Below are 24699 nucleotides of genomic sequence, written 5' to 3'. Positions count from 1 at the left end.
GAGCGATGAGATCACCGATGAAGTTGACCGAGCGGGCACAGCAGCTGGTTCGCACCCGGACTCCGTTCGTGCACGCGACCGTCGTGCGCGCGCAACAGCCGACCTCGGCGCATGCCGGCGACGAGGCGATCCTGTTGCAAGACGGGACGATCGAAGGATTCGTCGGCGGCCAGTGCGCCCAGAACTCGGTCCGCAAGGCAGCGCTTGGTGCCCTGCAGTCGCACGAAAGTGTGCTGCTGCGCGTGCTGCCCGACGGCGATCTGCAGTTTCCCGAAGCGCCCGGCGCGGCGGTGGTGGTGAATCCCTGTCTGTCCGGCGGAGCGCTGGAGATTTTCCTCGAGCCGCAGATCCCGGCGCCGCTGGTGCGCATCTGCGGCGCGACACCCATCGCGGACGCGCTGGCCGAAATGTGCGAACTGGTGGGATTCGGGGTGCAGCGCAGTGCTGCCGGCGCCGACTCGCTGGCGGACACGACGGCAATGGTGATCGCCAGCCACGGTGGCCCGGAAGCCGAGATGATCCGCGCCGCGCTCGACACCGGTGTGGGGTATATCGGGTTGGTGGCCAGCAAGATTCGGGGTGCGTCGATTCTCGACGAGCTCGGGTTGAGCGACGCCGAGCGGGCGCGCGTGCACACCCCGGTGGGTTTGCCGATCGGTGCCAAGACCTCTGCAGAGATCGCCGTCTCGATTGTCGCGCAAGTGATCCAGGCGATCCGCAAAGATGGCCTGGCCGTCACGCCCCGCCCGGTGGATGTCACGGTCGAGGCGCTCGATCCAGTGTGCGGCATGACCGTGACGATCGGGCCGGACACACCGCATCTTACTATCGACGACATCGACTACTGGTTCTGTAGCTCCGGCTGCCGCACCTCCTTCGCCGCGGCGAAGACGGGCTCATGACAACCGGGTTTGTCACCGGAGTCGTACTCGCTGCGGGAACCTCACGGCGTCTCGGCACTGCAAAACAGCTACTGCCGTACCGGAATACGACGGTTCTCGGCGCCACTCTCGACGTGGTGCGATCTTGCGCTTTCGATCAGATCATCGTCACTCTCGGCGGCGCAGCGGCGGCGGTCCGGCAGCAGGTCGATCTCAGCGGGATGGAGGTGGCGATGGCCGACAACTTCGATTCGGGCTGTTCGTCGTCGTTGCGTTCGGCACTGAGCGCGGTGCATCCCCGGGCCGCCGGAGTCGTGCTGATGCTCGGTGATCAGCCGGGTCTGTCGGAGGCGACCGTCGACCGACTGATCGCAGAGGGAATGTCGGCCGCGATCACGGTCTGCCGCTACCACGACGGTATCGGGCATCCATTCTGGCTGAGCCGCAGCGTATTCAGCGAGTTGGCCCGATTGCACGGCGACAAGGCCGTGTGGAAGATCATCGAGTCGGGCCGGGTCATGGTGTCCCGACTCGACATCGACGCACCGATGCCCTTGGACGTGGACACCTGGGACGACTACGAGCGCCTACGTGCCGCGGCGTCGCCATGATGTCGCCGTTCGACGATGTCGAGGACGTGGTGCGACGATTCGACGCCGACGACTACCTACTCGATACCGGGACCGCCGCCGCCTTCTATCTGGCGACCACGTTGGGTCGGCCGCTGCTGCTGGAAGGCGAACCGGGAGTGGGCAAGACAACGGCGGCGAAGACCCTGGCCACCGTGCTCGGTGCACCGCTGATCCGCCTGCAGTGCTACGAGGGACTCACCGTGAGCGAAGCGCTGTATGACTGGAACTACCAGCGTCAGCTGCTCAGCATCCGGCTCGCCGAGGCGCGCGGCACCGACCTCGCCGAGGCCGACCTGTTCACCGAAGCATTCCTGGTGGATCGCCCGATCCTGCGCTGTGTGCGATATCGCGGTCCGACGCCCCCGGTGCTGTTGATCGACGAAATCGACCGTGCCGATGACGAATTCGAAGCACTGCTGCTCGAATTCCTCGGTGAGGCCACCGTGACCGTTCCCGAACTCGGGACCTTTGTCGCCGAACACCCGCCAACCGCGGTGCTGACCTCGAACCGCAGTCGCGACCTGCACGACGCGCTGCGACGGCGCTGCCTCTACCACTGGATCGACTACCCGGAGCCCGCTCGCGCGGTGGCGATCGTGCGACGCACCGTGCCCGGGGCAACCGACGCGCTGATCGAGCACGCCACCCGATTCGTCGGCCGTGCCCGCGATCTCGATCTCGACAAGCCGCCCGGCGTCGCCGAGACCATCGACTGGATCGCCGCGCTGGCGACGCTCGACGTCGCCGATCTCACCGCGCCGGAGGCGGTGACCGCGCTGAGCGCACTGGCGAAGACACCCGACGACCGCGCCACCGTGCACACGGCATTCGTCGAGTACACCCAAGGCTTGGCTACCGGATGAGAGGGATACTCCGATGAAGATTGCCAACGAGTTCACTGTCGATGCGCCCGTCGAGCGGGCATGGGAGGTGCTGACCGACCTCGAACAGGTGGTCCCGCTGATGCCTGGAGCGCAGATGGTCGGCTGGGAGGGAGCCGACTTCCTCGGCAAAATCAAGGTCAAAGTCGGCCCGGTGACCAGCGAATTCACCGGGAAGGCGAATTTCGTCGAGCGCGACGAACACGACCATCGCGCCGTTATCAACGGCAGCGGCCGGGATTCACGCGGATCCGGAAACGCAGCGGCGACCATCACCACGCAACTGCACGAAGACGGCGACAAGACCCGCATCACCGTGGACACCGACCTCAAGATCGTCGGCAAGCTTGCCCAATTCGGCAGCGGGATGCTGCAGCAGGTGTCCGAGAAACTGGTTGGTCAGTTCGTGGCAGCCCTGGAAGCGAAACTCGCGGAGGGCGATCCGGCCGCCGCGCAGCCGGTGGTCGGGCCGGACAGCCGAGGGATGCGGCCGCAACCGGTCGCACAATCCGAGCCGGCACCGCTCGACCTCGTCGATCTGGTCGGGCCCGCGATAATCAAGAAATATGCGCCGGCGATCGCGTCAGGGCTGGCTGCCGTGCTCGCAATTGTCCTGGTACGCAAGCTGATGCGCAGGAAGCGATGACTCGGGCGGTTCTGTTACGAGGTGTCGATCTCGCCGCATTCGCTGTCGCGGTGGTCGCGCGGCTGCGGCGTGGTGGCGTCGCGGTGGCGCCGAGCGGGCCCGCGCTGTTCGTGCAAGCCTTGCGCCGCATGACGCCGCGGTCGCGCACCGAGTTCTACTGGGCTGCGCGGCTCACGCTCGTCGATCGCATGCAGGATCTCGCTGCCTTCGACGCGGTCTTCGCGACGGTGTTCGCCGACGCGGTGTTAGGCGTGGACCCGCCGAGCCGAACGCGCAGTCTGCCGACCGAACGCACGTCGGCACCGCGTGTGAGCGGTCGGGGGCAATCTCGGCAAAGCGGTGAAGTCCCTTGGGCGACAACGCGATCGGCGGTAGTTGCCGACCGATCGGCCGACCAGGGTGTGGCGCTGCCGGACGTACTGCCGAGCCGGCTCGCGGCACGAGCACAGGAACCGTTCGACCACTTCGATCCGGACGATCTGCGAACGGTCGGAACTTGGCTGGAGCAGGCGTCGACGCACTGGCCGCAGCGCAGCAGCAGGCGCTACGAAACCCATCCGCACGGCAAGCGGATCGACTTCCGGGCGACGATGAACAACTCCCGCCGCACCGGCTGGGAGTCGGCGGTGCTGGTCCGCACTCGTCCCCGTAGCCGCCCGCGCCGAATCGTCATGATCTGCGACGTCAGCCGCTCGATGCAGCCGTATTCGACGATCTACCTGCACCTGATGCGGGCCGCGGTGCAGCGCCGTTCGCCCGATCGCCCCGAGGTGTTCGCCTTCTCCACCTCGCTGACCAGGCTGACCTCGGTGCTGGCGCACCGTTCGCCGGATGTCGCGGTGGCCCGGGCCAACGACAAGGTGGTCGACCGCTACGGCGGCACGCACATCGGCCGATGCCTCGGCGCGCTGCTTGCCACTCCGTCCGGCAATGCGGTACGCGGCGCCGTTGTCGTCATCGCCTCGGATGGCTGGGACAGCGACACCCCCGATGTTCTCGCCCGCGCGATGGCTCGGATCCGACGCCGGGCTTGGCGCGTCATCTGGCTCAATCCCCGTGCGGGCGACTCCCGGTTCCAGCCAGCCACCGGTGCGATGGCGGCAGCCCTGCCGTACTGCGACATGATGATGCCCGCGCACACGCTGGCGGGCATGCATGCGTTCATACAGGACCTGGCATCGGCGGTTGTCACCTGATGGCCAGACAGCGAGTATTCGCCACCGTCAACGGCCGCAAGACCGACCCGGTCGACGCACGCTAAGTGGCGATGTACTCGCCGAATCTGCTTCCTGTCGAGCCCGATTCGGAGTTGGTCATACTGGGCATGCTCGCTGATCGCCGAGACGAACTCGGTCGCGCGCGAACTGCGACGATCAACCGACTGCACCGGTTTCTGCTCGAGTCTTCCTCGATGGCGCCAGAAAGTTCCGGTCCGCTATGCATCCGCTGGCACAACCAGCACACCATGCCGGTCCGCGACTTCGCAGTCGGCTCAAAGATTCGACATCCGAACCACCCACTCGAAGGTTGCTCGAGGAGCCACGCGCAAGCGCACCCGTCGCGGTACACCTCAGTACCGCCTCGGCGAACGTATAATTTTCCAGGCACCTTTATTGGGTCGGTGCCTTCTGCACGGGCGTGCGACGCCGCGCAGGCGGATGATGAGCCGTGGCCGGCCAGCGCAAGGTGGCACGACCAGATAGTTCTACGGATACGACCAGGGTGCCGCTGGCACCATCATCGAAGGCGATAGCAGCGTCGGTGGCATCCAGGGGTGCCACTGACCGTGAGAACTGATGTTTCATCCGGTGCCCCGATTGCCGTTCGAGAATTGCCGGCGCCGCTGCCTCGATCCTGCTGCGGTGAGGCCCTCGCCGCCACCGACGCTCCCCGAGGAAAGCGAGGATACCGATGTCTACTCATCATGCTGTTCACGTGCAGTCCGCCGGTGCGGCGTTGAAACTGGTCGAGGTTGATACGACTTCACCACCTCGTGACCATGTGCGCATCGCGGTCTCGGCGTGTGGGATCTGCGGCACCGACCGCGCGTTCATCAGCGGCGGGTTCCCGGACATGGCGTGGCCGCTGACACCTGGGCACGAGATCGCCGGCACAATCGCCGAACTGGGCGCCGATGTCGACAATTACGTCGTCGGTGACCGTGTGGCTGTGGGCTGGTTCGGTGGGCATTGCAGCAAGTGCGTCCCATGCCGGAAAGGCGACTTCATCCACTGCCAGAACTTGCAGGTCCCCAGCTGGCAGTACCCCGGCGGATACGCCGAGTCGGTGACCGTACCGGCCAATGCGCTGGCCCGCATCCCCGACGAGCTTTCCCTGGCCGAGGCCGCGCCGATGGGTTGCGCCGGAGTCACCACCTTCCTCGCGCTTCGCGAAACCAGGGCGGTGCCCGGCGACCGCGTGGCCATTCTGGGGATCGGCGGACTGGGCCACCTCGGCGTGCAGTTCGCGCGCGCGATGGGCTTTGAAACGATCGCGATCGCCCGCGGCCCTGACAAAGCCGAGGACGCCCGCGCGCTCGGCGCCCACCGTTACATCGACTCGACCGCCGGTGACGTCAGCAAAGCGTTGCGCGGGCTCGGTGGTGTGTCGGTCGTTCTGGGGACCGTCGGCAGCGCCACAGCCATGGCCGAAACGGTTGGTGGGCTGCTACCGCGCGGTGAACTCATCGCCATCGGCGTCACCGCCGAGCCATTGCCGATCAGCCCGGTGCAGCTGATCATGACCGGACTCAGCGTCACCGGCCACGCCTCCGGCACCGCGCGCGATATCGAGGAAACGATGCAATTCGCGGTCCAATCCGGTGTGCGCGCGCGAACCCAGGAACGGCCACTGGATCAAGCTGCCGAGGCCTATGCCGCAATGGAACAGGGGCGGGCCCGATACCGCATGGTCCTCACGGTCTGACTGCTCAGGGTTGGCCGCGACGCAATTCTGACGCTCCGAAAACTCGGATGCCTTGCGCGACGGCGCCTTCCGTGCCCGCTCGATGCGGGTAGCGCTGGCGAACTGCGGCGGATCCCAATCCGGTGGCCGCTGGCTGAACGCGTGGAGGTGGTCCGACAGTCGGTACACCGGCGAACCGCTGCTACATACCGAGGTGTGCAGCGGTTGATGCTTGTTTGATGAGCGCCTGCCGTCTCGAGTTATGTGACAGCAACACGCACCCTCCCGGGGTACGACGTGCGAGCCCGACCCTTCCACGACCAACCGCGGGCACGCGACGGGGACCTCCTCGCCCGCGTATTCGACTGGAAAAGTTTGAGTATTTGCAGTTCAAGGCGCAATTTTCTCGGCTACGGCCACAATCGCGTGTCAGGTCGGTGAACGCACGGGTTCGAGGCGATGCCGGGACGATGCGACGGAAACCCACCTTGCCGAGTACACGAGATTGCTACCATCTAGCAAGCATTGAGCCCCGCGGTTTGGAGAGGCGGATTGCAATGGTTCCCAAATGGTGCCGATGGGCCGGGACGGTGGCCATGCTGGTGGCGGCGACCGCGGCATGTTCGTCGAACAAAGAGGGGAAGCCAGAGTCGCCGGGGTCGGCAGGCACAGCGACTGTCAGCCAGGTGCCGGACACCGGAAAGTTTGTGCCCAGGTACGACCGTGCGATGCTTTCGCAACTGGCCAAAGACGGCAAGAGCGGGTCAAGCCCAAACGCGTGGTGTAGCGGGGATGGTCACCGGTGATCCGGCTTTCATTAGGCGGTGAGAGCTGCGGGGGTGGTCTCCTCCTGTTCGGTGGGGTCGGTGGTGTCACGTGAGCGGGCCAGGACATCGAGTCCGAGGTAGCGGCGGCCTTCGATCCATTCGTCGTGCTGTTCGGCCAGGACGGCCCCGACGAGACGGATGATGGCGGTGCGGTCGGGGAAGATGCCGACGACGTCGGTGCGGCGCCGGATTTCCTTGTTCAACCGTTCTTGAGGATTGTTCGACCAGATCTGGCGCCAGATCTGTTTGGGGAAGCTGGTGAACGCAAGCAGGTCGGCGCGGGCCGCATCGAGGTGACCGGCCACCTTCGGCAGTTTTTCGGTCAAGGCGTCGAGCATCCGATCATATTGTGCGGCAACCGATTCCGGGTCGGCTTGATCGAAGACTGAATGCAGCAACGTGCGAACCCAGGGCCACGATGCCTTCGGTGTGATCGACATCAGATTGACCGTGTAGTGGCCTTTACTCGCAGGCGATGCCGTCGTTGTCGCGGTCGAGTTTCGAACTGTAGCCGGGTTCGCCGCGTCGTAGCGGCGCGGCGCCCGCAGCGCGAGCTGCGGCGCAGTTCGGGTAGTAGACGCTGGGAGATGCAAGGGTTGTCGGCGCGGGCGCCGCGGCTGGAGGTGCGACGGGCGCGGGTGCCGCAGCCGGCGGTGCGGGCGCGATGATCCCTGGTGGTGTGGCCGGCGTAGTCGGTATCACCGAGGCGGTTGTCGTCGGGTCGGGCGTCGCGCGGGTGGCGGGTGCCGCCGAGGTGGTGAGCCGCGCGCTGGTTGGCGGTGTCGACGTGGCCTGGGTGCTACACGCCGAGGCTGCGAGCGTGACTGCCGCGAAAGTACTGAGGACGACGGCATGTCGCCGTGTTATTGCCATGGTTGCCTGATTTCGAGGTAGAGGCGCGCGCCCGAGCGCCGGCCTCGGTAAGCCGCTTCCCCCGACAAGGAGCAAACACGTCTCACCATGGTTCACCACGCACGGACCGTACCCAGAGTTGTTGGTCTACGGTCGATTTCGGCCCTACGCAGTACGGACATCCGTGGGACTGCCCCGTCTATCGCCACCACCTCCGACACGTTGCGGTCCGAAGCCTCGACACGCCGGGTCCCCGAGCGGTAAGACCAGACCACCTACATTTGCACCTGGATCGCGGAAGCCACTGCAGCGGTGGCATTACCGATCGGCGAACCGCACCCTCTCGCGTCCAGTGGTCGAGCTGTGTGGTTATCCCGAGCGTCAGGGTTAGCGGTGCATGTATCCCGGTGTAAATGATGCAACGTCCAGTCGTGGGGCGATCGATTCCCCGCCGAGTGCCTGCCGCAGTGCAGCTTGTTCGTCCTGGATGACGTGCATTACGGCGTTGATCAGGGCGAGGTGGGTGAACGCCTGTGGGTAGTTGCCCCAGTGCCGGCCGGTTCGTGGGTCGATCTCCTCCGCGTAGAGGCCAAGAGGACTGGCGTAGGCAAGCAGTTTCTCGCACAGCTGTTTGGCTCGCTTCTTTTCGCCGATCTCCGACAGTGCCGAGACCAGCCAGAACGAGCAGATCGTGAAAGCGCCTTCTTCCCCCGCGCATCCATCGTCGGTTTCACTGACGCGGTACCGCAATACGAGGCCGTCCTCGGTCAGTTCGTCGGCGATGGCCAACACTGTGTTGCGTACCCGGTCGTCGTCGGGGGGCAGGAAACGAACCAGCGGGATGAGCAAGGTCGAAGCATCCAGTGCCGTGCTGCCGTAGTACTGGGTGAACACCTGCCGGGAGTCGACCGCATGGGTGCATATGTCGGCGCGGATTTCGTCTGCGGCCTGTTGCCAGCGATGTGCGCGTTCGAAGTCCTGGTGGATGCGAGCCAGCCGGGCGCCGCGATCGGCGGCAACCCAACACATGACCTTGCTGGAGGTGAAGTGTTGGGACTCCCCGCGTACTTCCCAAATGCCATGGTCGGGCTCGCGCCAGTAGGTGAGGGCGCTCTTGACCGCCCGGCCCAGCAGCGGCCACGCTCGTGCGTCGATTTGGTCTTGGTTGCGTGCGTAGAGATAGACCGCGTCCAGCGCAGCGCCCCATACATCGTGCTGGCGTTGCTGGTACGCGCCGTTGCCGATGCGCACGGGGCCGGCATTTTCGTAGCCGCGCAGGTGGGTCAGGGTCCGCTCGGTGAGGTCGGTTTCGCCGCCGATGCCGTAGACGATCTGCATGTCTCGGACGTTTTCGGTCAAGTTGATGATGTACGAGAAGAAGTCGTTCGCCTCCCAGCTGAAGCCCAGTGTGTACAGGCCCCACAGCGCGAAGGCGGAGTCGCGTATCCACGAGTAGCGGTAGTCCCAATTGCGTTGTCCGCCTGGGGTTTCGGGCAACGACGTGGTGGCGGCGGCACTGATGGCGCCGGTGGGGGCGAAGGTCAGACCCTTGAGGGTCAGCGCGCTGCGGGTGAGCTGGGCGGTCCACGGATGATCCGGAAACCGCCCGCCGGCCAGCCAGTGTCGCCAATGGTGGATTGTCCGTAGCAGCCGTTCATCGGCCTCGTCAACGGCGCGGGGGGCGTCGCGACTACCCCAGGAGAGCGCACAAAAGCGTGAGTCGCCCGCCTTCAGCAGGGTGCGGGCAAGCGCGTGCGTACCTTCCAGCCCCAAGCGCATGTCGGTGCTCAGTGTCAGCTGCAGATCGATCCCGTCAGCGCTGGCCTGCGCGAGGTGGTAGCTGTCGAGGTACTCCCACTGAGCGCGATGCCTGCCGTAGTCGAAGGACGGCTGGCAGTCGAGCATGAACTGAATCTGACCGGTCTCACAGTGCACCGTCCGCAGCAGAATGTGCTCGGCGTCGTAGTCGGTGGGAGTTCGGCGATGGGCGCTATGGCCGGGTGTCTGGTGCCGCCAGGGCCCGACCAGCAGCGCATCGCGAACTGTCGCCCACCCTTCGCCACTGCGCCAACTCGTCTCCATGACCATCGTGCCAGGGACGTAGCGGCGATCGGTGGGCACCATGAAGTCGGCAGGGGCGAACCGAAACGAACCGGCGGAACGATCGAGTATGGCTGCGAAGACGCTGGGGGAGTCCATGCGGGGTAGACACATCCACTCGATGGCTCCGCTGGGGGCGATCAGTGCGGTGACCTCGCAATCGGAGATGAAACCGTAGTCGTCGATGCGCGGGAACGCGGTGAGTCGCGGCGTGCGTTCAGTCTCGTCGTCCATGTGTTGCTCCATGGTCGTCTCGGCGCTGATATCTGGCCGGCTATTCCAAGCGGTTGCCTGGTGAACCGCCTTCTTTCCCGACCGGACTGCGAGCTGATCAGGATATGAGTGATGTGGCGTTTCCAAACAGCCCACCACCTTGCAGGGCGTATCGGCAACCCCGGCTTCTTGATGCGGGCAGGGCATTGCCCGCAGTTTGCGTGGAAGAGCAGCAAGCGATTCGGTGCCGGGATCGCGATGAAGGACGACAAAGTGAGGTGTCGCCGCCCCTACGACCCGCTCGGCAATGTGCGAGGCGCGTTCAAGGAGAAGTCGGCCCACGCGGAGCATTCCTCGCGATGACACCGCCGGCCCTGGTGGCGGCGCCGAGACTCCGAGTCCACGCTGGGGTGGGCCACGACATCCGGGGCTGAGCACGCACCGGAGTGGTCGGCGTTCGGCATGTTATGCCAGTACCCGCTGCCTCGCCGCCAGAGACATCGGCGGAATGAGTTTCGTCCAGAATTCGTGGCGGACCGCATCCCACAGCCTCGTCAGTTCTGGAAGCAGTTCTCGCGCCAGGGCCAGATCCGGGTAGTTGCTGGGGCAGAAGGAAGCTACCGGCGAAGCGTCGGATGCGTTGTCCACAGCGATAATTGCGATCAGATGATGCTGGACCAAGCGCCATGTCACACGCAGTCCGTCGACTTCCGTTCGCCACATATCATCCATCTTCGATACCCCGCCGCCGCACTCTTACCTCGGGCATTTGGCGACCACCATCAACCGGCCGCACTCGGTTACGCGCCACCCTCTCGGATGGCAACTCGGCACGGCCACGGATGCACCACTGGAGGTGCCCGCTAGGACAGGTCGGGTTCTCGGACATGAGGAGTTCCTGCTTCGATCGTGACGTCGGCGCGTCAAGTTGTCCGGGTGGGGCAGTTCACATGCCTTGAACATAAGACATTAGATTTCATAGTTCAAGAGGTTCTCCAGTAAAAGTCGCGTTAAGTCTTGCCGCCCATTCCGGGACGCGCCTCGTCACCAGGCGTCTCGGCACCCACCGCCCCGCCGCCTGGCGATTGCGAATACCGCCAGGCTGACCACGGGGGCGGGCAGGACCAAGTGTGGTGTACATCTAACTTTAGAGTTCATATTTCAAGTGTTAGTCGGCTAGAATCGTGTCACGTCCCCGCCACCCGAGGAGTCGCGTTGCCCCACCAGAAGAGGGCCGGATTGACCGCGCTCGGCGCTGTGCTGTCGCCGCTCGAGGGCGGCGGTCCGAAGACCGAGGCCGTGGCGCAGCGGTTGTCCGCTGCGATCAGCCTCGGCGTGATGGTCGACGGCCAGCAGTTGCCGAGTGAGACCGATCTCGCCAACCAGTTGGGGGTATCGACGATGACCCTGCGGGAGGCACTGGTGGTGCTTCGGCAGCAGGGCATCGTGCACACCAAGCGCGGGCGCGGGGGTGGCAGCTTCATCAGCGCTTCTGCGGAGGTTTTCGAGAGCACCTCGCTGGCGCGGTTGCAGCAGATGAGCATCCAGGAGCTGCGTGATCTGGGGGACGAGCACTTCGCCGTGACCGGAGCGGTTGCTGTGTTTGCCGCGCGCCGCGGGGTGCGGGCCGATATAGTTCGGCTCCGCGCCCTGACCGACCGGCTGAAGAACAGCACCGAACTTGTTTCGGCACGTCAAGCCGACAGCCGCTTTCATATCGAGATGGCGGTGTGCGCGCAGTCCACCCGGCTGACCCGTGCCGAGGTCGGTCTGCAGGCAGAACTCTCCGCCTTGCTCTGGCTGCCGCGGCTGAAACTGGACCCGGCAGCTGAGGCAGCCGCCCATCGTGACCTGGTGGACGCGATCGAACGAGAAGACGATGCCCAGGCCAGAGAACTGGCAGAATCGCATACAGAATCACGCATCCGCCGCCTCGTCGCCCTACGCTTGGAGCTCAGTGATTGATGAGGGACACCGATAGCTTTCCGACCCCGGCGACCGTCGAGTCGCTTGCTAGTTCCGTCGCAAAACTGGTCGACGAGATCTACCTGTCGCTGGAAACTATCGGAACCGCGCTGACAATCCTGTGGGGTGGTCTCACCGAGAAGCTGCGGTCCGCTCCCCAGTCGACTGACCTGGCACCGCTGCGCGAGACTATTGCCGGTGAGCTCGAGCGGCGCGGAAGGCTGTTCACCGGCGCAGGCGTAGTGATGGCCGACAGCGTTCTCGCTGATCGCCCCCGGCACCTGGAATGGTGGCTTCCGGACGCGCAACGCCTGCTGCTGGAATTGAATCCCGATAGCGAATACTTTTACGACTACACCGGAATGGACTGGTTCACGATTCCGCGCGAGCAGGGTCGGCGATGGGTGCAGGGGCCGCACCTCGATTACGCGTGCTCCGATCAGTATGTTTGCACATTCTCGATACCGGTCACGACCACATCGGGAACATTCCTCGGAATCGCCGGTGCCGACGTACCGGTCGCCGCGATCGAGGAGGTCTTGCTTCCGCGATTCCAGGCATCCGGTCAGCGAGTAGTGCTGGTCAACAGCGAAGGCCGAGTCATTATGGGGACCGATCCCGAATTCACGACCGGATCCAAAACGAGCCGGATGGACAGGTCTGTTGCGACAGTCCCGATCGAGGCGATGCCTTGGTCGTTGCGTCCGCTGGGATCCATTGGGTCCTACTGACACTTCAGAACACCGATACAGGTTCCAGTAGTAACCGCTGAAGAACGAGGGGTATCACGTAGCCCCGCTGCTCCTGAACGCACATGGAGTCGAAACTAATTGGGGCCGAGCAAGAATCTTCGGAAGGCCGACACGGCGGACAACGGTCGTGTCATGCAGCGGTCGAGGCCAGTTGTTCGGAGGGCTCTGTTCGCCGCATCCGGTGCGGCAGCCCGAAGATGCCGAGGAAGACCGCGATCATGGTGCCCACCCCGTACCAGAGGGTGTAGCCGAACGCGCGGGCGAAGTTCTGGGCGTTGGCTTGCAGGCCGGCGGCGGTCAGGATGCGCTGCACCACAGGCGGCGTGTCAGGACGGGCCCTGCAGCTGTCGGGGATTGGGGTGGGATCGGTCGCGGCGGACCTGTCGTGGACGCAGACGCGGAACCCCGCGATAACGGAATCCTGATCCGCAGTCGGCACACCGGCCGAGGTGAGTTGCTGATGCAGGGCGGGGGTGACGGCGCCGACACCGCGTCCGGAGTCGCCGGCGAGCCGCGTGAAGAGCAGGATGCCTGCCAGGGCGATCCCGAGGGCCATCCCTACCTGTTGGACGGTGCTCAACGTTCCGGACGCCGATCCCGCGTCGGGTGCGGGGACATCGGTGAGGATCAGGTCGACCATCGGGGCGACGACCAGACCGAATCCGAAACCGGAGACCGTCAGCGGGATGATCATCTGCCAGGAGGTGATTCCGGGCCCGTAATGCGTGGCCACCCAGATGTAGCCGGCGAACCCGGCGGCGTTGACCAGGGCACCGGTCGCGAGGACCCGGCGCCCGGCCCGGGGTACGAACACCTGCACCGACAGCCCGGATCCGGCGGCCGCGGCCACAGCGAACGGGGCGGCCGTCAGCCCGGCCCGCAGGGGTGTCCAGTCCAGGCCGACCTGCATGTAGAGCGTCCACACGAAGAAGAAGCCACCGAGCGCGACCCAGAAGAACCGTCGGGACTGCAGACACCCGAACCGGGTCAGCCCGCAGCCGGCACCGGCACGGGCACGGGCACGGACCCCGAGCATGAGGCGATCGTCGCCGATTCGGTCGGGTTGGCGTTGCTCACGGTCATCGAGACACTCACGCCGGCAGAGCGCGTTACCTTCGTGCTCCACGACCTGTTCGATGTCCCGTTGGCCGAGATCGCGCCGATTCTGGGCCGCTCGGTGAACGCGGCCGCCCAGCTGGCCTCCCGTGCTCGCCGCCGGGTCCGCGGAGCCGATCCTGTCCTCGACTCGGATCAAGCCCGCCGCAGGCGCATCGTCGAAGCCTTTCTCGCCGCCGCACGCAGCGGTGACTTCGAAGACCTACTCACGGTCCTCGACCCCGACGTCGTGCTCCACGTCGACGCCACCGTGGCCCCGACACACCGCCCGCTGGCGGTGCGAGGCGCGACGGCTGTCGCACGGGGGGCGCGCGCCTTCGCCGAGCGGGCCAGATACGCGCGGACCGCGCTCATCGACGGCCGCATCGGCATCCTCAACACACCGCCCGGTCGTGCGGCGCTGGTACTCGACATCACCGTCACCGGCACACGGATCACGGCCATCGATATCGTCGCCGATCCCGAACATCTGAGCTCACTCGACATCGTCCCGCTCCGAACTGAGCCAGGACACCGATGACCATGGCGATGTGTCGTGCACGCGTGCGTGGCGGTTGCCGCCCCTTGCGCAACTGCACTAGGAGCGCGACGGTGGGGATATAGGTCTCGCCCTCGCCGGGCTCGTCGGATGAACCGACGGACCGACCGATCTTTGGAGGAAATATGGCGAACAGGTGGACGGAACAAGACATACCAGTTCAGAAGGGCCGACTGGCGATCGTCACCGGCGCCAATAGCGGACTCGGGTTCGAGGCCGCTCGGGCCCTTGCGGCGCACGGCGCGTCGGTGGTGTTGGCAGTGCGGGATGTGGACAAGGGTAAATATGCCGCGGACCGTATTGCCGGTGTAGTCCCGGGCGCGGATACCACCGTCCAACAGCTCGATCTAACCTCGCTGGAATCCGTGCGCAATGCTGCCGAACAGCTCAGGTCCGCGTATTCCACGATCGATCTGTTGGTCAACAACGCTGGGGTGATGTACACGCCGAGGCAGATCACCAGCGACGGGTTCGAGCTGCAATTCGGCACGAATCATTTGGGACACTTCGCCCTGACGGGGCTGCTGCTCGACAGAATGCTGCCGGTACCTGGCTCGCGGGTGGTCACGGTCAGCAGCGTCGGCCATCGCATCCGGGCTCGGATCAACTTCGACGATTTGCAAGGGGAACGGTCCTACAACCGGGTGGCGGCGTACGGCCAGTCCAAGCTCGCGAATCTGATGTTCACCTACGAGCTGCAACGTCGCCTGTCCGGCACCGGCGAGACGATCGCGGTCGCGGCTCACCCCGGTGCCGCCAACACCGACTTGATGCGCAACATGCCGGCTGCGCTGCGTGCGCTCGTGCCTGTTATCGCACCCATCGCCACGCAGAGCCCGGCGATGGGTGCCTTGTCGATACTCCGCGCGGCCACCGACCCCGACGTGCTCGGCGGTCAGTACTACGGACCAGGTGGGTTCTTGGAGACCCGCGGCTACCCGAAAATCGTCGAATCGAGTCCACAATCGCATGACACAGCGATCCAGCAACGCTTGTGGACGGTCTCGGAGAAATTGACCGGAGTGACGTTCCCTGTCTAATCGCAGCTTGCCGCCGTCGCTCTGCGGCGGGAACGTCGTCGACGAAGGAACAACACCCCATCACCGGCGAAACACAAGGAGCAAACATGTCCACCATTCACTTCAAGGAGACGACGAACTCGACGCCCGAGCAGTTCGTCGCAGCGCTCACCGACTTCGGGCCCGGCCGCTCACAGCTGTTCGGCAACAGCACCGACCAATACCTCGAGGTGCACGCCCGGGGCCTCGGTGAGGCCGACGTCACCGAGGGTTCGCACGGTATCTGGGAACGCCTGCACTACGACTGGTCAGACCCCAACCGCGTCGTCATGACGACCACCGACTCCAACCTGTGGGGCGGTCACTCCGGCCACACATACACCTTCACACGCCGGCCCGACGGGACGACCGATGTGGATGTTGTCGTGGTGCGCGAGGGCAAGAACCTCACGGGGCGGGTGCTCGGCGTTGTGGTCGGAACCGTCGGTCAGGGCGTCTTGAAACATGCGTTCGGAAAGACCGTCAAGGCTGTCGAAGCCCGCAACAGCGGCGCGGGACCGACGGAACGCTCGTGACCGGACCCGCCACGGGGACGCCGCTCGCGCGCGCAGCGTGGCCTCCTGCACCACCTTATTGCCGACGCTGAGGCCCGGCTCGCACGCCACCTCGCTGCTATCGAAGCCGGAATGGACCCGGCAGCTCTCGTCTCCGCGATGAACACCGCACAAGCGGACAGAGCAGCAGCCCACACGGAACTACCGAATCTGCCCAGCACGCCGCGGCTGACCGAAACCGAGATCCGCGAGCTCGTCGACTCACTCGGTGACATCGCCGCAGTGTTGCCGCAGGTGCGCGTTCGGACGAGGTAGAGCTGTATCAAGAGAGTCGTGAATGTAGCGAACCCTGAGGAAAAGTGATGGCGAGGCCGCCGGCGGCCGCGAGGGTGACAATCCGGCCGGCTCCGGCACCGGATGCTTCGGTCGTCAGGTTCAACCACGGGGTCCCGTCAATGTAGTAATGCTCGGATTGCTTTGGGCAGGGGCCAATTTGCGATTCGAGGTCCACACAACTCGCTGACGAGTGGACCTCGAACGAGATTCGTTGGTATTGCTGATTCTTCGCGTAACCGCTTGGTGGCGGAGGGCGCTCGATCGGCGTCACCACCTGGCGATCTCACGAGTGGGTATCCGGCCTCGGTGATATCGCAGCCCTCATTAGCATCGATACGGCGAACAAATCGAGGAAATCCGAGGACCTACGTTGACTACCGACCATCTTGACCGCTGGAACGCTCACGAAGCTTCCGCGGAGGCGATGATTCCGATCATTGGAAGGTTGTATCGCGAGAAGGGGGTGACCGTCCTGCTGCACAGCCGGTCGTTGGTGAACAAATCGGTGATCCGCATCCTGCGGACGCACCGCTTCGCGCGGCAGATCGAGGGTGAGGAACTGTCGATCGACGAGACCCTGCCGTTCCTCGAAATGCTCGGCGAGTTGGATCTGGGGCCGTGCAAGATCGACCTCGGCCGACTGGCCATGGCCTATCGCACTGACGATCGCGGACTGTCGATCCCCGAGTTCACCGCCGCGGTTCTGGCCGACGTCACCAACGGCAACAAGGCTGAGCCCCAGGGCCCCCGGGACGTAGTCCTGTACGGCTTCGGCCGTATCGGTCGTCTGGTCGCTCGTCTGCTCATCGAGAAGACCGGGTCCGGCAATGGGCTGAACTTGCGGGCCGTGGTGGTGCGCAAGGGCGGCGGGGGTGATCTGGCCAAGCGTGCGTCGCTGTTGCGGCGGGATTCGGTGCACGGCCAGTTCAATGGAACGATCAAGGTCGATGCCGACAATGACACGATCATCGCGAACGGCAACGTGATCAAGTTCATCTACAGCGATGATCCGGCGACGATCGACTACACCGAGTTCGGGATCAACGACGCGATCCTGATCGACAACACCGGTAAGTGGCGTGACCGTCATGGCTTGTCGCAGCACCTGCGTCCCGGCATCGAGAAGGTCGTTCTCACCGCGCCCGGCAAAGGTGACGTTCCGAATATCGTGCACGGCGTCAACCACCGTGGGCTGGATCAGTCGGAGCGGATCGTCTCGTGCGCTTCGTGTACGACCAACGCGATCGTTCCGCCGCTCAAGGCGATAGATGACGAGTACGGCATTGTCCGCGGTCACGTGGAGACAGTGCATTCGTTCACCAACGATCAGAACCTGCTGGACAACTATCACAAGGCCGACCGTCGTGGTCGCTCCGCACCGTTCAACCTCGTGCTCACCGAAACCGGTGCCGCGTCCGCCGTCGCGAAGGCGATGCCGGACTTCAAGGCCAAGATCACCGGCAACTCGATTCGCGTTCCCACTCCGGACGTCTCGGTCGCGATTCTGAACCTGCAACTCGAGCGGGAGACCACGAAGGGTGAACTGCTCGAGTACCTGCGTCAGGTGTCGCTGGCCGGACCGTTGAGCCGTAACCTCGATTACACCGCGGCCACCGATGTGGTTTCGAGCGATTTCATCGGATCACGCGCGGCGTCGATCGTCGATGCCAATGCCACCATCGTCGATGGCGACACCGCGATTCTGTATCTCTGGTACGACAACGAATTCGGCTACTCGTGCCAGGTAGTGCGGACAGTGCAGTACATCTCGGGCATCGAGTATCCGACCTACCCGCAGGTCGACGTGCGTGTGGACCGCGCCGCAGACGGTCGCGTGCAGACTGCGGTCGACGCACGGTAACTCGCGCAGCTGCACGCGGCCGAAATGCCGGTCGGCACCCGAGCGCTGGAGCCCCTGCCAATCCACAGTGGCTACCCAGTGGTGGACGAAGACGTCGCCCGCCTGACGGCGTATGTGCTCAGGCACATCCATGTCCACGGCCCTACTCGTTCCGCTGCCCGACCTCGGCGGCACTTGGCGCCCGCTACGCGTCCCCGACCACCTGACGAGGACGACTGATCCCGGCATCCCGGGTGTCAGTTGCAGGTCTTGGCAAGCATTTCAACGATCTCGGTGGTGCAACCAGTCTCGCCGAGGAGAGGGAAGATCCGTTCGATGCTGTTGCGGTGCGCATCCACATCCAGATCGGCCATGGCGTCCGTCGCGAGCGTGACGTGGTAGCCGTGTTCGTGGGCGGCACGGGCGGTCGACTCCACGCCGATGCTGGTGGTGAGCCCGGCCAGCACGATCTGTGTGACGCCGCGGCGGCGCAGTTGCAGGTCGAGGTCGGTTCCATAGAAAGCACTCCAGGTGCGCTTGGTCACTGTGATGTCGTCGGGGTGGCCGGCGAGGTCGTCGACAATGACATCCCAGCCTTCGGGCAGGGAACCTGGCCGGCGCGGGACCTCGTTGCGACCGGGAGCGGCATCCGATCCGTCCGCACGGGCCGTGACCCGCACCAGGACGACCGGGGCGTTGTGTTCGTGGAAGGCGCGGGCCAACTCGACCGCCCGGGCCACCACCTCGGGGCCGGTATGGGGGACCGTGGGAGCGTCGATGATGGCGTTCTGCAAGTCGATGATGACCAGCGCGCTGGACGAGTCGAGTGTGGTGACAGTCATGAATTGTGCCTTTCCTGCATGGGCGGCTCAGCCGCAGTGTCTGACGTGTGGCTCGGGGCCAGTTCTTGCTTTGTCGTGTGGCTTGTATCTGAAAGCTGTTGGCGGCCCCTTTACTTGGCGTCATGCGAAACGTCTGCTGCCTGTGGGTGGGCACGGGCTGTTGCCAGCTCGAGCTCGGGTCCAAGTGCAGGATCCTGGCGGCGGGGTAGCAGCAGCGGGCTGGCGTGCCAGCACGGCGATCAGCGGGAACGCACTGAACCCCACCCCCGAGCCATAGGCGCTGACTGCGTATGCCGTCCACAGCCATCCGAACTGCCGACCCAACGATCCTCTGGCCACCAAGCTCCGCACCTCCCGCTTCGAACAACCCGCTGTTGATCGCTGTGACCAAAGCAAGGGCGGGGAGGCGGAATCAAACAACTGAGCTGACGGCGAGCCACAACCTCATGTTGTGCGAGTAGGGTTTGCTGCGTGGATCTTAACGCCGTGCGCACCTTCGTCGCCGCTGCGGACGCCGGCCAGTTCCAGGAAGCTGCCGCAGCGCTGTCGATCACTCAACAGGCCGTATCCAAACGCATCGCGACTCTGGAGAAACACCTGGATGTGCGCTTGTTCGCCCGCACGGCCCGCGGCGCCCAGCTCACGATCGACGGCCAGGCATTCCTGCCCCACGCCCGTGAACTGCTGCGGGTAGCAGAGCGCGCCGACGCCTCCGTGCGCCCCGGCCGGCGCGCGTTACGCGTGGATGTCGTCGCCCGGCGCGTCGTAACGGCAGTGGCCTTGCAGGACTTCCACCGCACACATCCCGGCATCGAGCTGGACGTCGTCACCCTCGATGCCGACCTCGACGCAGCGATCGCCGCTGTCGAAGCTGGAACGATCGACGCCAGCTTCCACGCCGTCCCCCCGCAGCAGCAGCTACCCGAGGCGATCAACACCGCCCGAGTGATCGACGAACCGCACCAGCTGCTCGTCGGCCCCCGCCACCCACTCGCCGACGCCCGCGCCGTCACGCCCCCGCAACTGGCCGGACACCGAATCTGGATGCCCGGCCTTGCTGCCCGTGGCGAGGTGACCGACTACTACGCCGAACTCGCCACCACCTTCGGATTCACCATCGACGTGCTCGGCCCTGTCTTCGCAAAAGAGGCCCTGCTGGACGAGATCGCCGACTCATCGGACCTGGCGACCCTGATCGGCGAAGGCTCGCGGTATCTGTGGCCGGACAGCTACGACCTGCGGCGCATACCGGTGCGTCACCCGACACCGGTCTACCCGATGTCAATAATCTGGCGCGACGACAATCCGCATCCCGCACTCATCAAACTCCGCGACTACCTCGACTCCAGGCGAGCAGAGGCACCCGACACCGAGGTATGGGTACCGAAATGGGAGCAGCGCATCCCGCGCACCACGGCGACGTCCAGCTGATCGGCAAAGACCGCAGTCTGTCCGATGCTGCGCGGCGAACCCCAGGATCGTCTCCTCTCGAATGGGCGCCAGATGGCGCGGCCGGTCCTGAATCAATCACGAACGTTCGCGAGACACCGTGCGCGGCAGGCTGTTTGCGCAGGAGAAGAGTGTAAAGCTTGCCGTGTACGCGGCAATCGGCGATTACTACCGGGACCCCCTCGACCCGCCCGTCAAACTTCAGGCGGCGACGCGGCTGCGGATCTTGTCGAGTCGGCGGTCTTGTTGCGGTGCGCGAAATAGGTTGATGTGCGCCCTTTGTGCTGAGCGCGGTGCAGATCGGCTCGACGCCCGATCGCGGACCGCCATGCGGTCCGGGTTGATCGGGCTGGGAGCCGCCGGCCCTGCGGCGCAGCGATGACGGCGCACCAATCGCGAGCCCGTTCGGCTACGAACAGATGCGTAGTACATCGCAATTTTCGGTCGCAAAGGAGATCAATGCGCAGGTCGGCGTTCTGGTTCTGGGGTAGCAGGATTGGGGCAGGGGTTGCCGCGTACTGCACGATCTTCGCGGTCGGATCGTGGTTTGCCGACGACGGCTACTGGCGTCCCTGTGCGGCAGCCAGCGTAGTCGGCGTCATAGCGTGGTTGTTCGGTCACCGGCTGGGAGTGCGAACGGCGGCTGTCGAGCGCGCGCCTACGGTGAATCCCGATGTTGCCCAGTGTCGGTGGGAGGTTGGTCAGAGTATCGACGCGTTCGGTGCGGAGGATCCGCGCACGCTTGGGGCCCAGCTGGTACTCGCCGATGCGTGCTGGGCGTCCGGGCAGCAGGACGAAGCGCTCTACTGGTACATGGCAACCCACGCCAGCTGCCTGCGTGCCCTCGGTTCGGATCATCCGATGTCGATCAAGGCAGAGCTCCAGTTGCGCGAAGCGCATCGCCGATCGAGATCCGGCCTCGACGACAATGATTCGGCCGGGCCGCCGGATTCGCTATAGCCACAACCGATTCGGGCCGGCCGGGCGACCCGGGGTCAGCTATCGAGGATGGCCCGTTTCGAATTGGCGGCTTCGTCGGTGTGTCAGCCTGTGTTGTCGCGTCGGCGGCGATGAGTGTGTCGACTTGTCGGGGGTGCAGGCCGGTGGTGTCGATGACTCTCGCCTGTTGACGGTGCCCGTATCGGGCATGGAGGCCGCAAGGATCCGATGATCCATTGATACGCAACACATCCCGCAGCTTCCACGCCACGAAATCAAAGGCGACTCTCACCGGGGTGAGATGATCCAGCGCGGGCTCAGGGGCTATCGCTGGCCGGGCTGGACTGGATGCGGGCCACGAACTGCTCGATGGCGGTCCACATCTGGGGGTTGAGTTGCGTGTGCTTGCCGGTGCCCAAAACGGTATGGAAGTCGACACCAGCGGCGGCGAGCTGGGCGACCAGGACGCCGTGCAGTGGGGAGGGAACGATGGCGTCGGTGACGTTGATGCACAACAGGATCGGGGCGTTGTAGCCACCGGTGGGAACAGCCATGTAAGCGTCTACGGCGGCAGGCATGGGCTCGACGGACAGGGGCTTCGCCAGCACGTTGTCGATGCTGAGGCCGCGGACGCGGTCCATGATCTGGGGCGTGCACATCGCGCCGACGCTGTCGAGCACGGAGCGGCCCTCGGAGGTCAGGTATTGGTCGACGCTCACCTCTGGTCGGGTGGCGCGGAGTCCGGCCAATATGCTGACGAACAGGTCCATGAAACCATCCGCAATTGCGGGCGGGGTGGGAGTGCCGGGTCCGAACAGAGGCGCGAGCTTCTCCACGTCGGACTCGGGGTCGATCGCGATGGTGCCGCGGAAGTCCAGGTCCGGGGCATCGGTGACCTGTAGGTGGCCGGTGCCGAGCGCGGCCTGCCCACCCTGCGACGCGCCGATAACCGCCCATGTCCGCGACAGTTCTGGGTGGGCAGACCGAACGGCGCGCACGAGGTCGATCGTGGCAGTCGCCTCGGTATCGATCCCCAGGTATGGATGCGTTCCGGTGTCGAAGAGGCCGAGGCCGAGATAGTCGGGCGCGACCACGGCGAATCCCCGCGACGCCAGGTACTGGAGCAGCGCATCTTCATCTCCCGCAATCGTCTGGGAGGGGTGCGCGAGCGGATCGGACTGGCCACCGCAACCCGGTCCGAGCCCGCTGGTGCCGTGGTCGTAGGCGATGATCGGCCAGCCGGACGGCGGCGGGGTACCGGCCGGGAGGTACAGCGCTCCGCTAGCTGGCTGTGTCGTCCCGTGCGAGCCGCGCATCCAGTACTCGATCACTGAGCCATCGGCATTGGACATCCCGCGCGTGCCTTCGGGTAGCGGGTACTCCGCGATCAGGGTTCCCGGGGTTTCTGCGTGTGCCGGAACGGCATGCATCAGTAGTGCGGCGCCGACTGACAACGTGACCACCGCTCGCTGGCATGTATGGACAACTCGCATCGAACACCTCCCATCCGATCCGACACCGTCGAAACCGTGAACGAGCGTATAGATCAGAGCGCGACAGCCCGCTTCAACACGCTGCTCAGCCGAAATCGTGTCCTGGGAAAAGGGGTGCAGCCGCTCAGGAATGCGGTGTCAGGCCATTGCGCGCGATCACATCACGGAACCAAGCGGCGCTCTGCTTCGGTGTCACCTGTTGACTGACGAAGTCGGTCCAGGCGAGGCCGAACTTGATCGAGTAGCCGTTGGTCGAGGCGAAGTTGTCCTGGAAGCACCAGACGATCAGCCCGCGTAGGTCCACGCCGTCGGCGATCGCGTCGTGGGCGGCGCGTAAGTCCACAGCTGCGAACGTCAAGCCGGCTCGGCTGATTTCGGTCGTCGCGCCCATTGCTTTGCCTGCTCATCGGTAGCGCTGCGCGACGGCTCTCGCATCGGCCACTGTGGCTTTCCTGCGGTCCGGGCAACGCCATATGGCCAGGTCAGGCCGATCGGCGTGCGGTGATCAAGAGGTACTCCCACTCCATCCGCCCGTTGCCCAGGTCGTGTTGGAAAGCGAGCTCCGCGAGTTCCCGGTCCAACCGCGCGATCCGGTCGGGTTCTGCGGCAATGGCCTTGTACACGGCGACCGTCGGTCCGTAGTAGGCCTTGAAGAAGTCGCGGAACTCGGCGCCGTCGGCGAAACGATCGATGACCGCGTTTTCGCGTCGCAGCTCCAGGTCGGCGACGCGGTCGCCCAAGAGCGACCGGACATGCGTCTCGTCGCCCCACATCGGTGGCGGCAGCGCACCGGGTGGGGGCGGCGGAGCGAACGGTTTCATCGTGGCGAACATCTGCCCGATGAATCCGGTGGGTGTCCAGTTGATCAGCCCGATCGTGCCGCCCGGCTTGGTGACGCGCACCAGTTCGTCCGCGGCCGCTCGGTGGAACGGCGCGAACATGACGCCTACGCACGAGATCACGGCGTCGAACTCGGCATCGGCGTAGGGCAATGCCTCGGCGTCGGCTTCCTGCCATTGCAGGTCGACGCCCCGGGCGGCGGCGATACGCCGGCCCGCGTCGAACAGCTCCGGCGTGAGGTCGCTCGCAACGACGTCCGCGCCGGTCTCTGCGGCCGGGATCGCTGCATTCCCGGATCCGGCCGCAATGTCCAGCACGCGCTGACCGGGGCCGATACGGCAGACCTCGACGAGACGCCGGCCCAGCCCAGGGATGACTTCGGTGGCGACGGCCGGGTAGTCGCCCAGTGCCCACATTGCTCGATGCCGCGTCGTGAGATCAGCGGGGCCGGATTCGGTCATCTGATGCTCCCTCTGTAGTCGGGCCGGCGGATGCTGCCGAACCTGATTGATTTACGACGAGTCGCGAAGTCGGATGTTGCGCAGGACAATTGCGGCCGAACGGTGGGCGTCGTGTGCCCGGAACACCACCAAGGGCGCGGCTGCTGGAGCAGCCGATCGCCAGCTGACACGACCGCCATTTCGACCTATGCAGGCCCGGCGCCGCGCTGCCGTGCAGCGGGTTCTGCTCGTGCTCTTTCGATGCGGTATCGCAATCGAATCGCCAGTCGCCGAGGTCCTGGGCTCGATAGGGTCAGCACCCGGCCCGATCGAACCCAACCATTCTGCCGGCAACCCGGTGTAAACGCGCCGGGACGGTCGCAGCTTGTCGTAGGTATCGAATGTGTCCATCTCGATACCGGTGATCTCCATGGCGATATCATTCTCCACGACGCCCTCGAACAGCGGTAGGTTGATGTGCACCGTGTTGCGGCCCGGCTTGTCTGATAAGTGGTAGCCCTTTCTCGGGCAATCGAGTCTCGGAATGAACGCCTCCATTGTTGCGTGTATGGACTCTTGCCTTGAATCGGAATTCGCGCCTGCGCCTTTGATGAATGGGTCATGGCCGTCGAGCATTTGG

At 65.0% G+C, this 24699-nt stretch carries 25 protein-coding genes and 1 pseudogene; 16 read left to right on the top strand and 10 right to left on the bottom strand.

The annotated features are described in order from the left end of the window. The first annotated feature begins 17 nt into the window (after positions 1-17). The 6 genes from OHA42_RS24380 (at position 18) to OHA42_RS24355 (ending at position 5965) form a co-directional block, all read left to right on the top strand. Positions 18-902, top strand: coding sequence for an XdhC family protein (locus OHA42_RS24380; protein WP_406230175.1), 885 nt, complete (start codon positions 18-20; stop codon positions 900-902). After that, positions 899-1492, top strand: coding sequence for an NTP transferase domain-containing protein (locus OHA42_RS24375; RefSeq protein ID WP_406230174.1), 594 nt, complete (start codon positions 899-901; stop codon positions 1490-1492). Before OHA42_RS24380 ends, OHA42_RS24375 begins: the two co-directional genes overlap by 4 nt. Then, positions 1489-2376 (top strand): AAA family ATPase, encoded by an 888-nt coding sequence (locus tag OHA42_RS24370; RefSeq protein WP_406230173.1) that lies wholly within the window; start codon positions 1489-1491, stop codon positions 2374-2376. Before OHA42_RS24375 ends, OHA42_RS24370 begins: the two co-directional genes overlap by 4 nt. 13 nt (positions 2377-2389) lie before the next feature. After that, a complete protein-coding gene (locus OHA42_RS24365; RefSeq protein ID WP_406230172.1) occupies positions 2390-3040 on the top strand; it encodes an SRPBCC family protein in 651 nt (216 codons plus the stop codon). After that, complete coding sequence (locus tag OHA42_RS24360; protein ID WP_406230171.1) at positions 3037-4236, top strand: vWA domain-containing protein; 1200 nt, start codon at positions 3037-3039, stop codon at positions 4234-4236. The genes OHA42_RS24365 and OHA42_RS24360 overlap by 4 nt, the downstream gene beginning before the upstream one ends. 715 nt (positions 4237-4951) lie before the next feature. Next, on the top strand, positions 4952-5965 hold the full coding sequence (locus tag OHA42_RS24355) for an alcohol dehydrogenase catalytic domain-containing protein (RefSeq protein ID WP_406230170.1): 1014 nt from the start codon (positions 4952-4954) through the stop codon (positions 5963-5965). Positions 5966-6761: 796 nt separating this feature from the next. Here the strand turns inward: OHA42_RS24355 and OHA42_RS24350 are convergent. Both OHA42_RS24350 and OHA42_RS24345 read right to left on the bottom strand, forming a co-directional pair. Continuing rightward, positions 6762-7229: pseudogene (locus OHA42_RS24350) on the bottom strand (transposase); the annotation flags it as partial. A 4-nt stretch (positions 7230-7233) separates the two neighbouring features. Continuing rightward, positions 7234-7473: an excalibur calcium-binding domain-containing protein gene (locus OHA42_RS24345; RefSeq protein ID WP_406239578.1), complete on the bottom strand. Its 240-nt coding sequence runs from the start codon at positions 7471-7473 to the stop codon at positions 7234-7236. Between OHA42_RS24345 and OHA42_RS24340 the strand changes: the two genes are divergently transcribed. After that, on the top strand, positions 7436-7654 hold the full coding sequence (locus OHA42_RS24340) for a hypothetical protein (protein ID WP_406239910.1): 219 nt from the start codon (positions 7436-7438) through the stop codon (positions 7652-7654). The two genes, OHA42_RS24345 and OHA42_RS24340, sit on opposite strands and share 38 nt — an antisense overlap. Before the next feature lie 356 nt (positions 7655-8010). Here OHA42_RS24340 and OHA42_RS24335 read toward each other — a convergent pair whose 3' ends face one another. Next, on the bottom strand, positions 8011-9969 hold the full coding sequence (locus tag OHA42_RS24335) for a glycoside hydrolase family 15 protein (protein WP_406230169.1): 1959 nt from the start codon (positions 9967-9969) through the stop codon (positions 8011-8013). A gap of 432 nt (positions 9970-10401) precedes the next feature. Further along, positions 10402-10629, bottom strand: coding sequence for a hypothetical protein (locus tag OHA42_RS24330; RefSeq protein ID WP_406230168.1), 228 nt, complete (start codon positions 10627-10629; stop codon positions 10402-10404). A gap of 522 nt (positions 10630-11151) precedes the next feature. On the opposite strand from OHA42_RS24330, the gene OHA42_RS24325 reads away from it, so the two are divergent. Both OHA42_RS24325 and OHA42_RS24320 read left to right on the top strand, forming a co-directional pair. Further along, positions 11152-11901, top strand: coding sequence for a FadR/GntR family transcriptional regulator (locus OHA42_RS24325; protein WP_406230167.1), 750 nt, complete (start codon positions 11152-11154; stop codon positions 11899-11901). Further along, positions 11901-12632 (top strand): cache domain-containing protein, encoded by a 732-nt coding sequence (locus OHA42_RS24320; protein ID WP_406230166.1) that lies wholly within the window; start codon positions 11901-11903, stop codon positions 12630-12632. The genes OHA42_RS24325 and OHA42_RS24320 overlap by 1 nt, the downstream gene beginning before the upstream one ends. 151 nt (positions 12633-12783) lie before the next feature. On the opposite strand, the gene OHA42_RS24315 is transcribed toward OHA42_RS24320, so the two are convergent. Continuing rightward, positions 12784-13689: an MFS transporter gene (locus tag OHA42_RS24315; RefSeq protein ID WP_406230165.1), complete on the bottom strand. Its 906-nt coding sequence runs from the start codon at positions 13687-13689 to the stop codon at positions 12784-12786. Positions 13690-13716: 27 nt separating this feature from the next. On the opposite strand from OHA42_RS24315, the gene OHA42_RS24310 reads away from it, so the two are divergent. The 5 genes from OHA42_RS24310 to OHA42_RS24290 all read left to right on the top strand — a co-directional run bounded on the left by OHA42_RS24310 (position 13717) and on the right by OHA42_RS24290 (position 18077). Next, positions 13717-14289, top strand: a complete 573-nt coding sequence (locus OHA42_RS24310; protein ID WP_406230164.1) for a sigma factor-like helix-turn-helix DNA-binding protein — start codon at positions 13717-13719, stop codon at positions 14287-14289. A gap of 143 nt (positions 14290-14432) precedes the next feature. Beyond that, complete coding sequence (locus tag OHA42_RS24305; protein WP_406230163.1) at positions 14433-15347, top strand: SDR family NAD(P)-dependent oxidoreductase; 915 nt, start codon at positions 14433-14435, stop codon at positions 15345-15347. A gap of 86 nt (positions 15348-15433) precedes the next feature. Continuing rightward, positions 15434-15901 (top strand): hypothetical protein, encoded by a 468-nt coding sequence (locus OHA42_RS24300; protein WP_406230162.1) that lies wholly within the window; start codon positions 15434-15436, stop codon positions 15899-15901. A gap of 111 nt (positions 15902-16012) precedes the next feature. Further along, entirely contained in the window at positions 16013-16195 is a 183-nt protein-coding gene (locus tag OHA42_RS24295) for a hypothetical protein (protein WP_406230161.1), read from the top strand. A 445-nt stretch (positions 16196-16640) separates the two neighbouring features. Then, positions 16641-18077, top strand: a complete 1437-nt coding sequence (locus OHA42_RS24290; protein ID WP_406230160.1) for a glyceraldehyde-3-phosphate dehydrogenase — start codon at positions 16641-16643, stop codon at positions 18075-18077. Between the two features lie 236 nt (positions 18078-18313). Here the strand turns inward: OHA42_RS24290 and OHA42_RS24285 are convergent, their stop codons facing one another. Next, on the bottom strand, positions 18314-18898 hold the full coding sequence (locus tag OHA42_RS24285; protein ID WP_406230159.1) for an isochorismatase family protein: 585 nt from the start codon (positions 18896-18898) through the stop codon (positions 18314-18316). Between the two features lie 471 nt (positions 18899-19369). Between OHA42_RS24285 and OHA42_RS24280 the strand changes: the two genes are divergently transcribed. Beyond that, entirely contained in the window at positions 19370-20329 is a 960-nt protein-coding gene (locus OHA42_RS24280; RefSeq protein WP_406230158.1) for a LysR family transcriptional regulator, read from the top strand. A gap of 477 nt (positions 20330-20806) precedes the next feature. Continuing rightward, entirely contained in the window at positions 20807-21307 is a 501-nt protein-coding gene (locus OHA42_RS24275) for a tetratricopeptide repeat protein (RefSeq protein ID WP_406230157.1), read from the top strand. Positions 21308-21603: 296 nt separating this feature from the next. On the opposite strand, the gene OHA42_RS24270 is transcribed toward OHA42_RS24275, so the two are convergent. From OHA42_RS24270 to OHA42_RS24255, 4 genes are all read right to left on the bottom strand, one after another. Further along, positions 21604-22749: an alpha/beta hydrolase family protein gene (locus tag OHA42_RS24270; protein WP_406230156.1), complete on the bottom strand. Its 1146-nt coding sequence runs from the start codon at positions 22747-22749 to the stop codon at positions 21604-21606. 154 nt (positions 22750-22903) lie between these two features. Beyond that, the gene (locus tag OHA42_RS24265; protein ID WP_406230155.1) at positions 22904-23170 is read right to left on the bottom strand and encodes a family 1 glycosylhydrolase; all 267 of its coding nucleotides are present in this window, start codon (positions 23168-23170) and stop codon (positions 22904-22906) included. Between the two features lie 91 nt (positions 23171-23261). Next, the gene (locus OHA42_RS24260; protein ID WP_406230154.1) at positions 23262-24080 is read right to left on the bottom strand and encodes a class I SAM-dependent methyltransferase; all 819 of its coding nucleotides are present in this window, start codon (positions 24078-24080) and stop codon (positions 23262-23264) included. Between the two features lie 51 nt (positions 24081-24131). Beyond that, positions 24132-24617: a hypothetical protein gene (locus OHA42_RS24255; RefSeq protein WP_406230153.1), complete on the bottom strand. Its 486-nt coding sequence runs from the start codon at positions 24615-24617 to the stop codon at positions 24132-24134. Positions 24618-24699 lie beyond the last annotated feature (82 nt).

Source organism: Nocardia sp. NBC_01009 (assembly GCF_045208035.1).
Lineage (GTDB): Bacteria > Actinomycetota > Actinomycetes > Mycobacteriales > Mycobacteriaceae > Nocardia.
The sequence above is the reverse complement of the archived record's forward strand: the minus strand, read 5'-3'. Positions and strand labels throughout refer to the sequence as shown.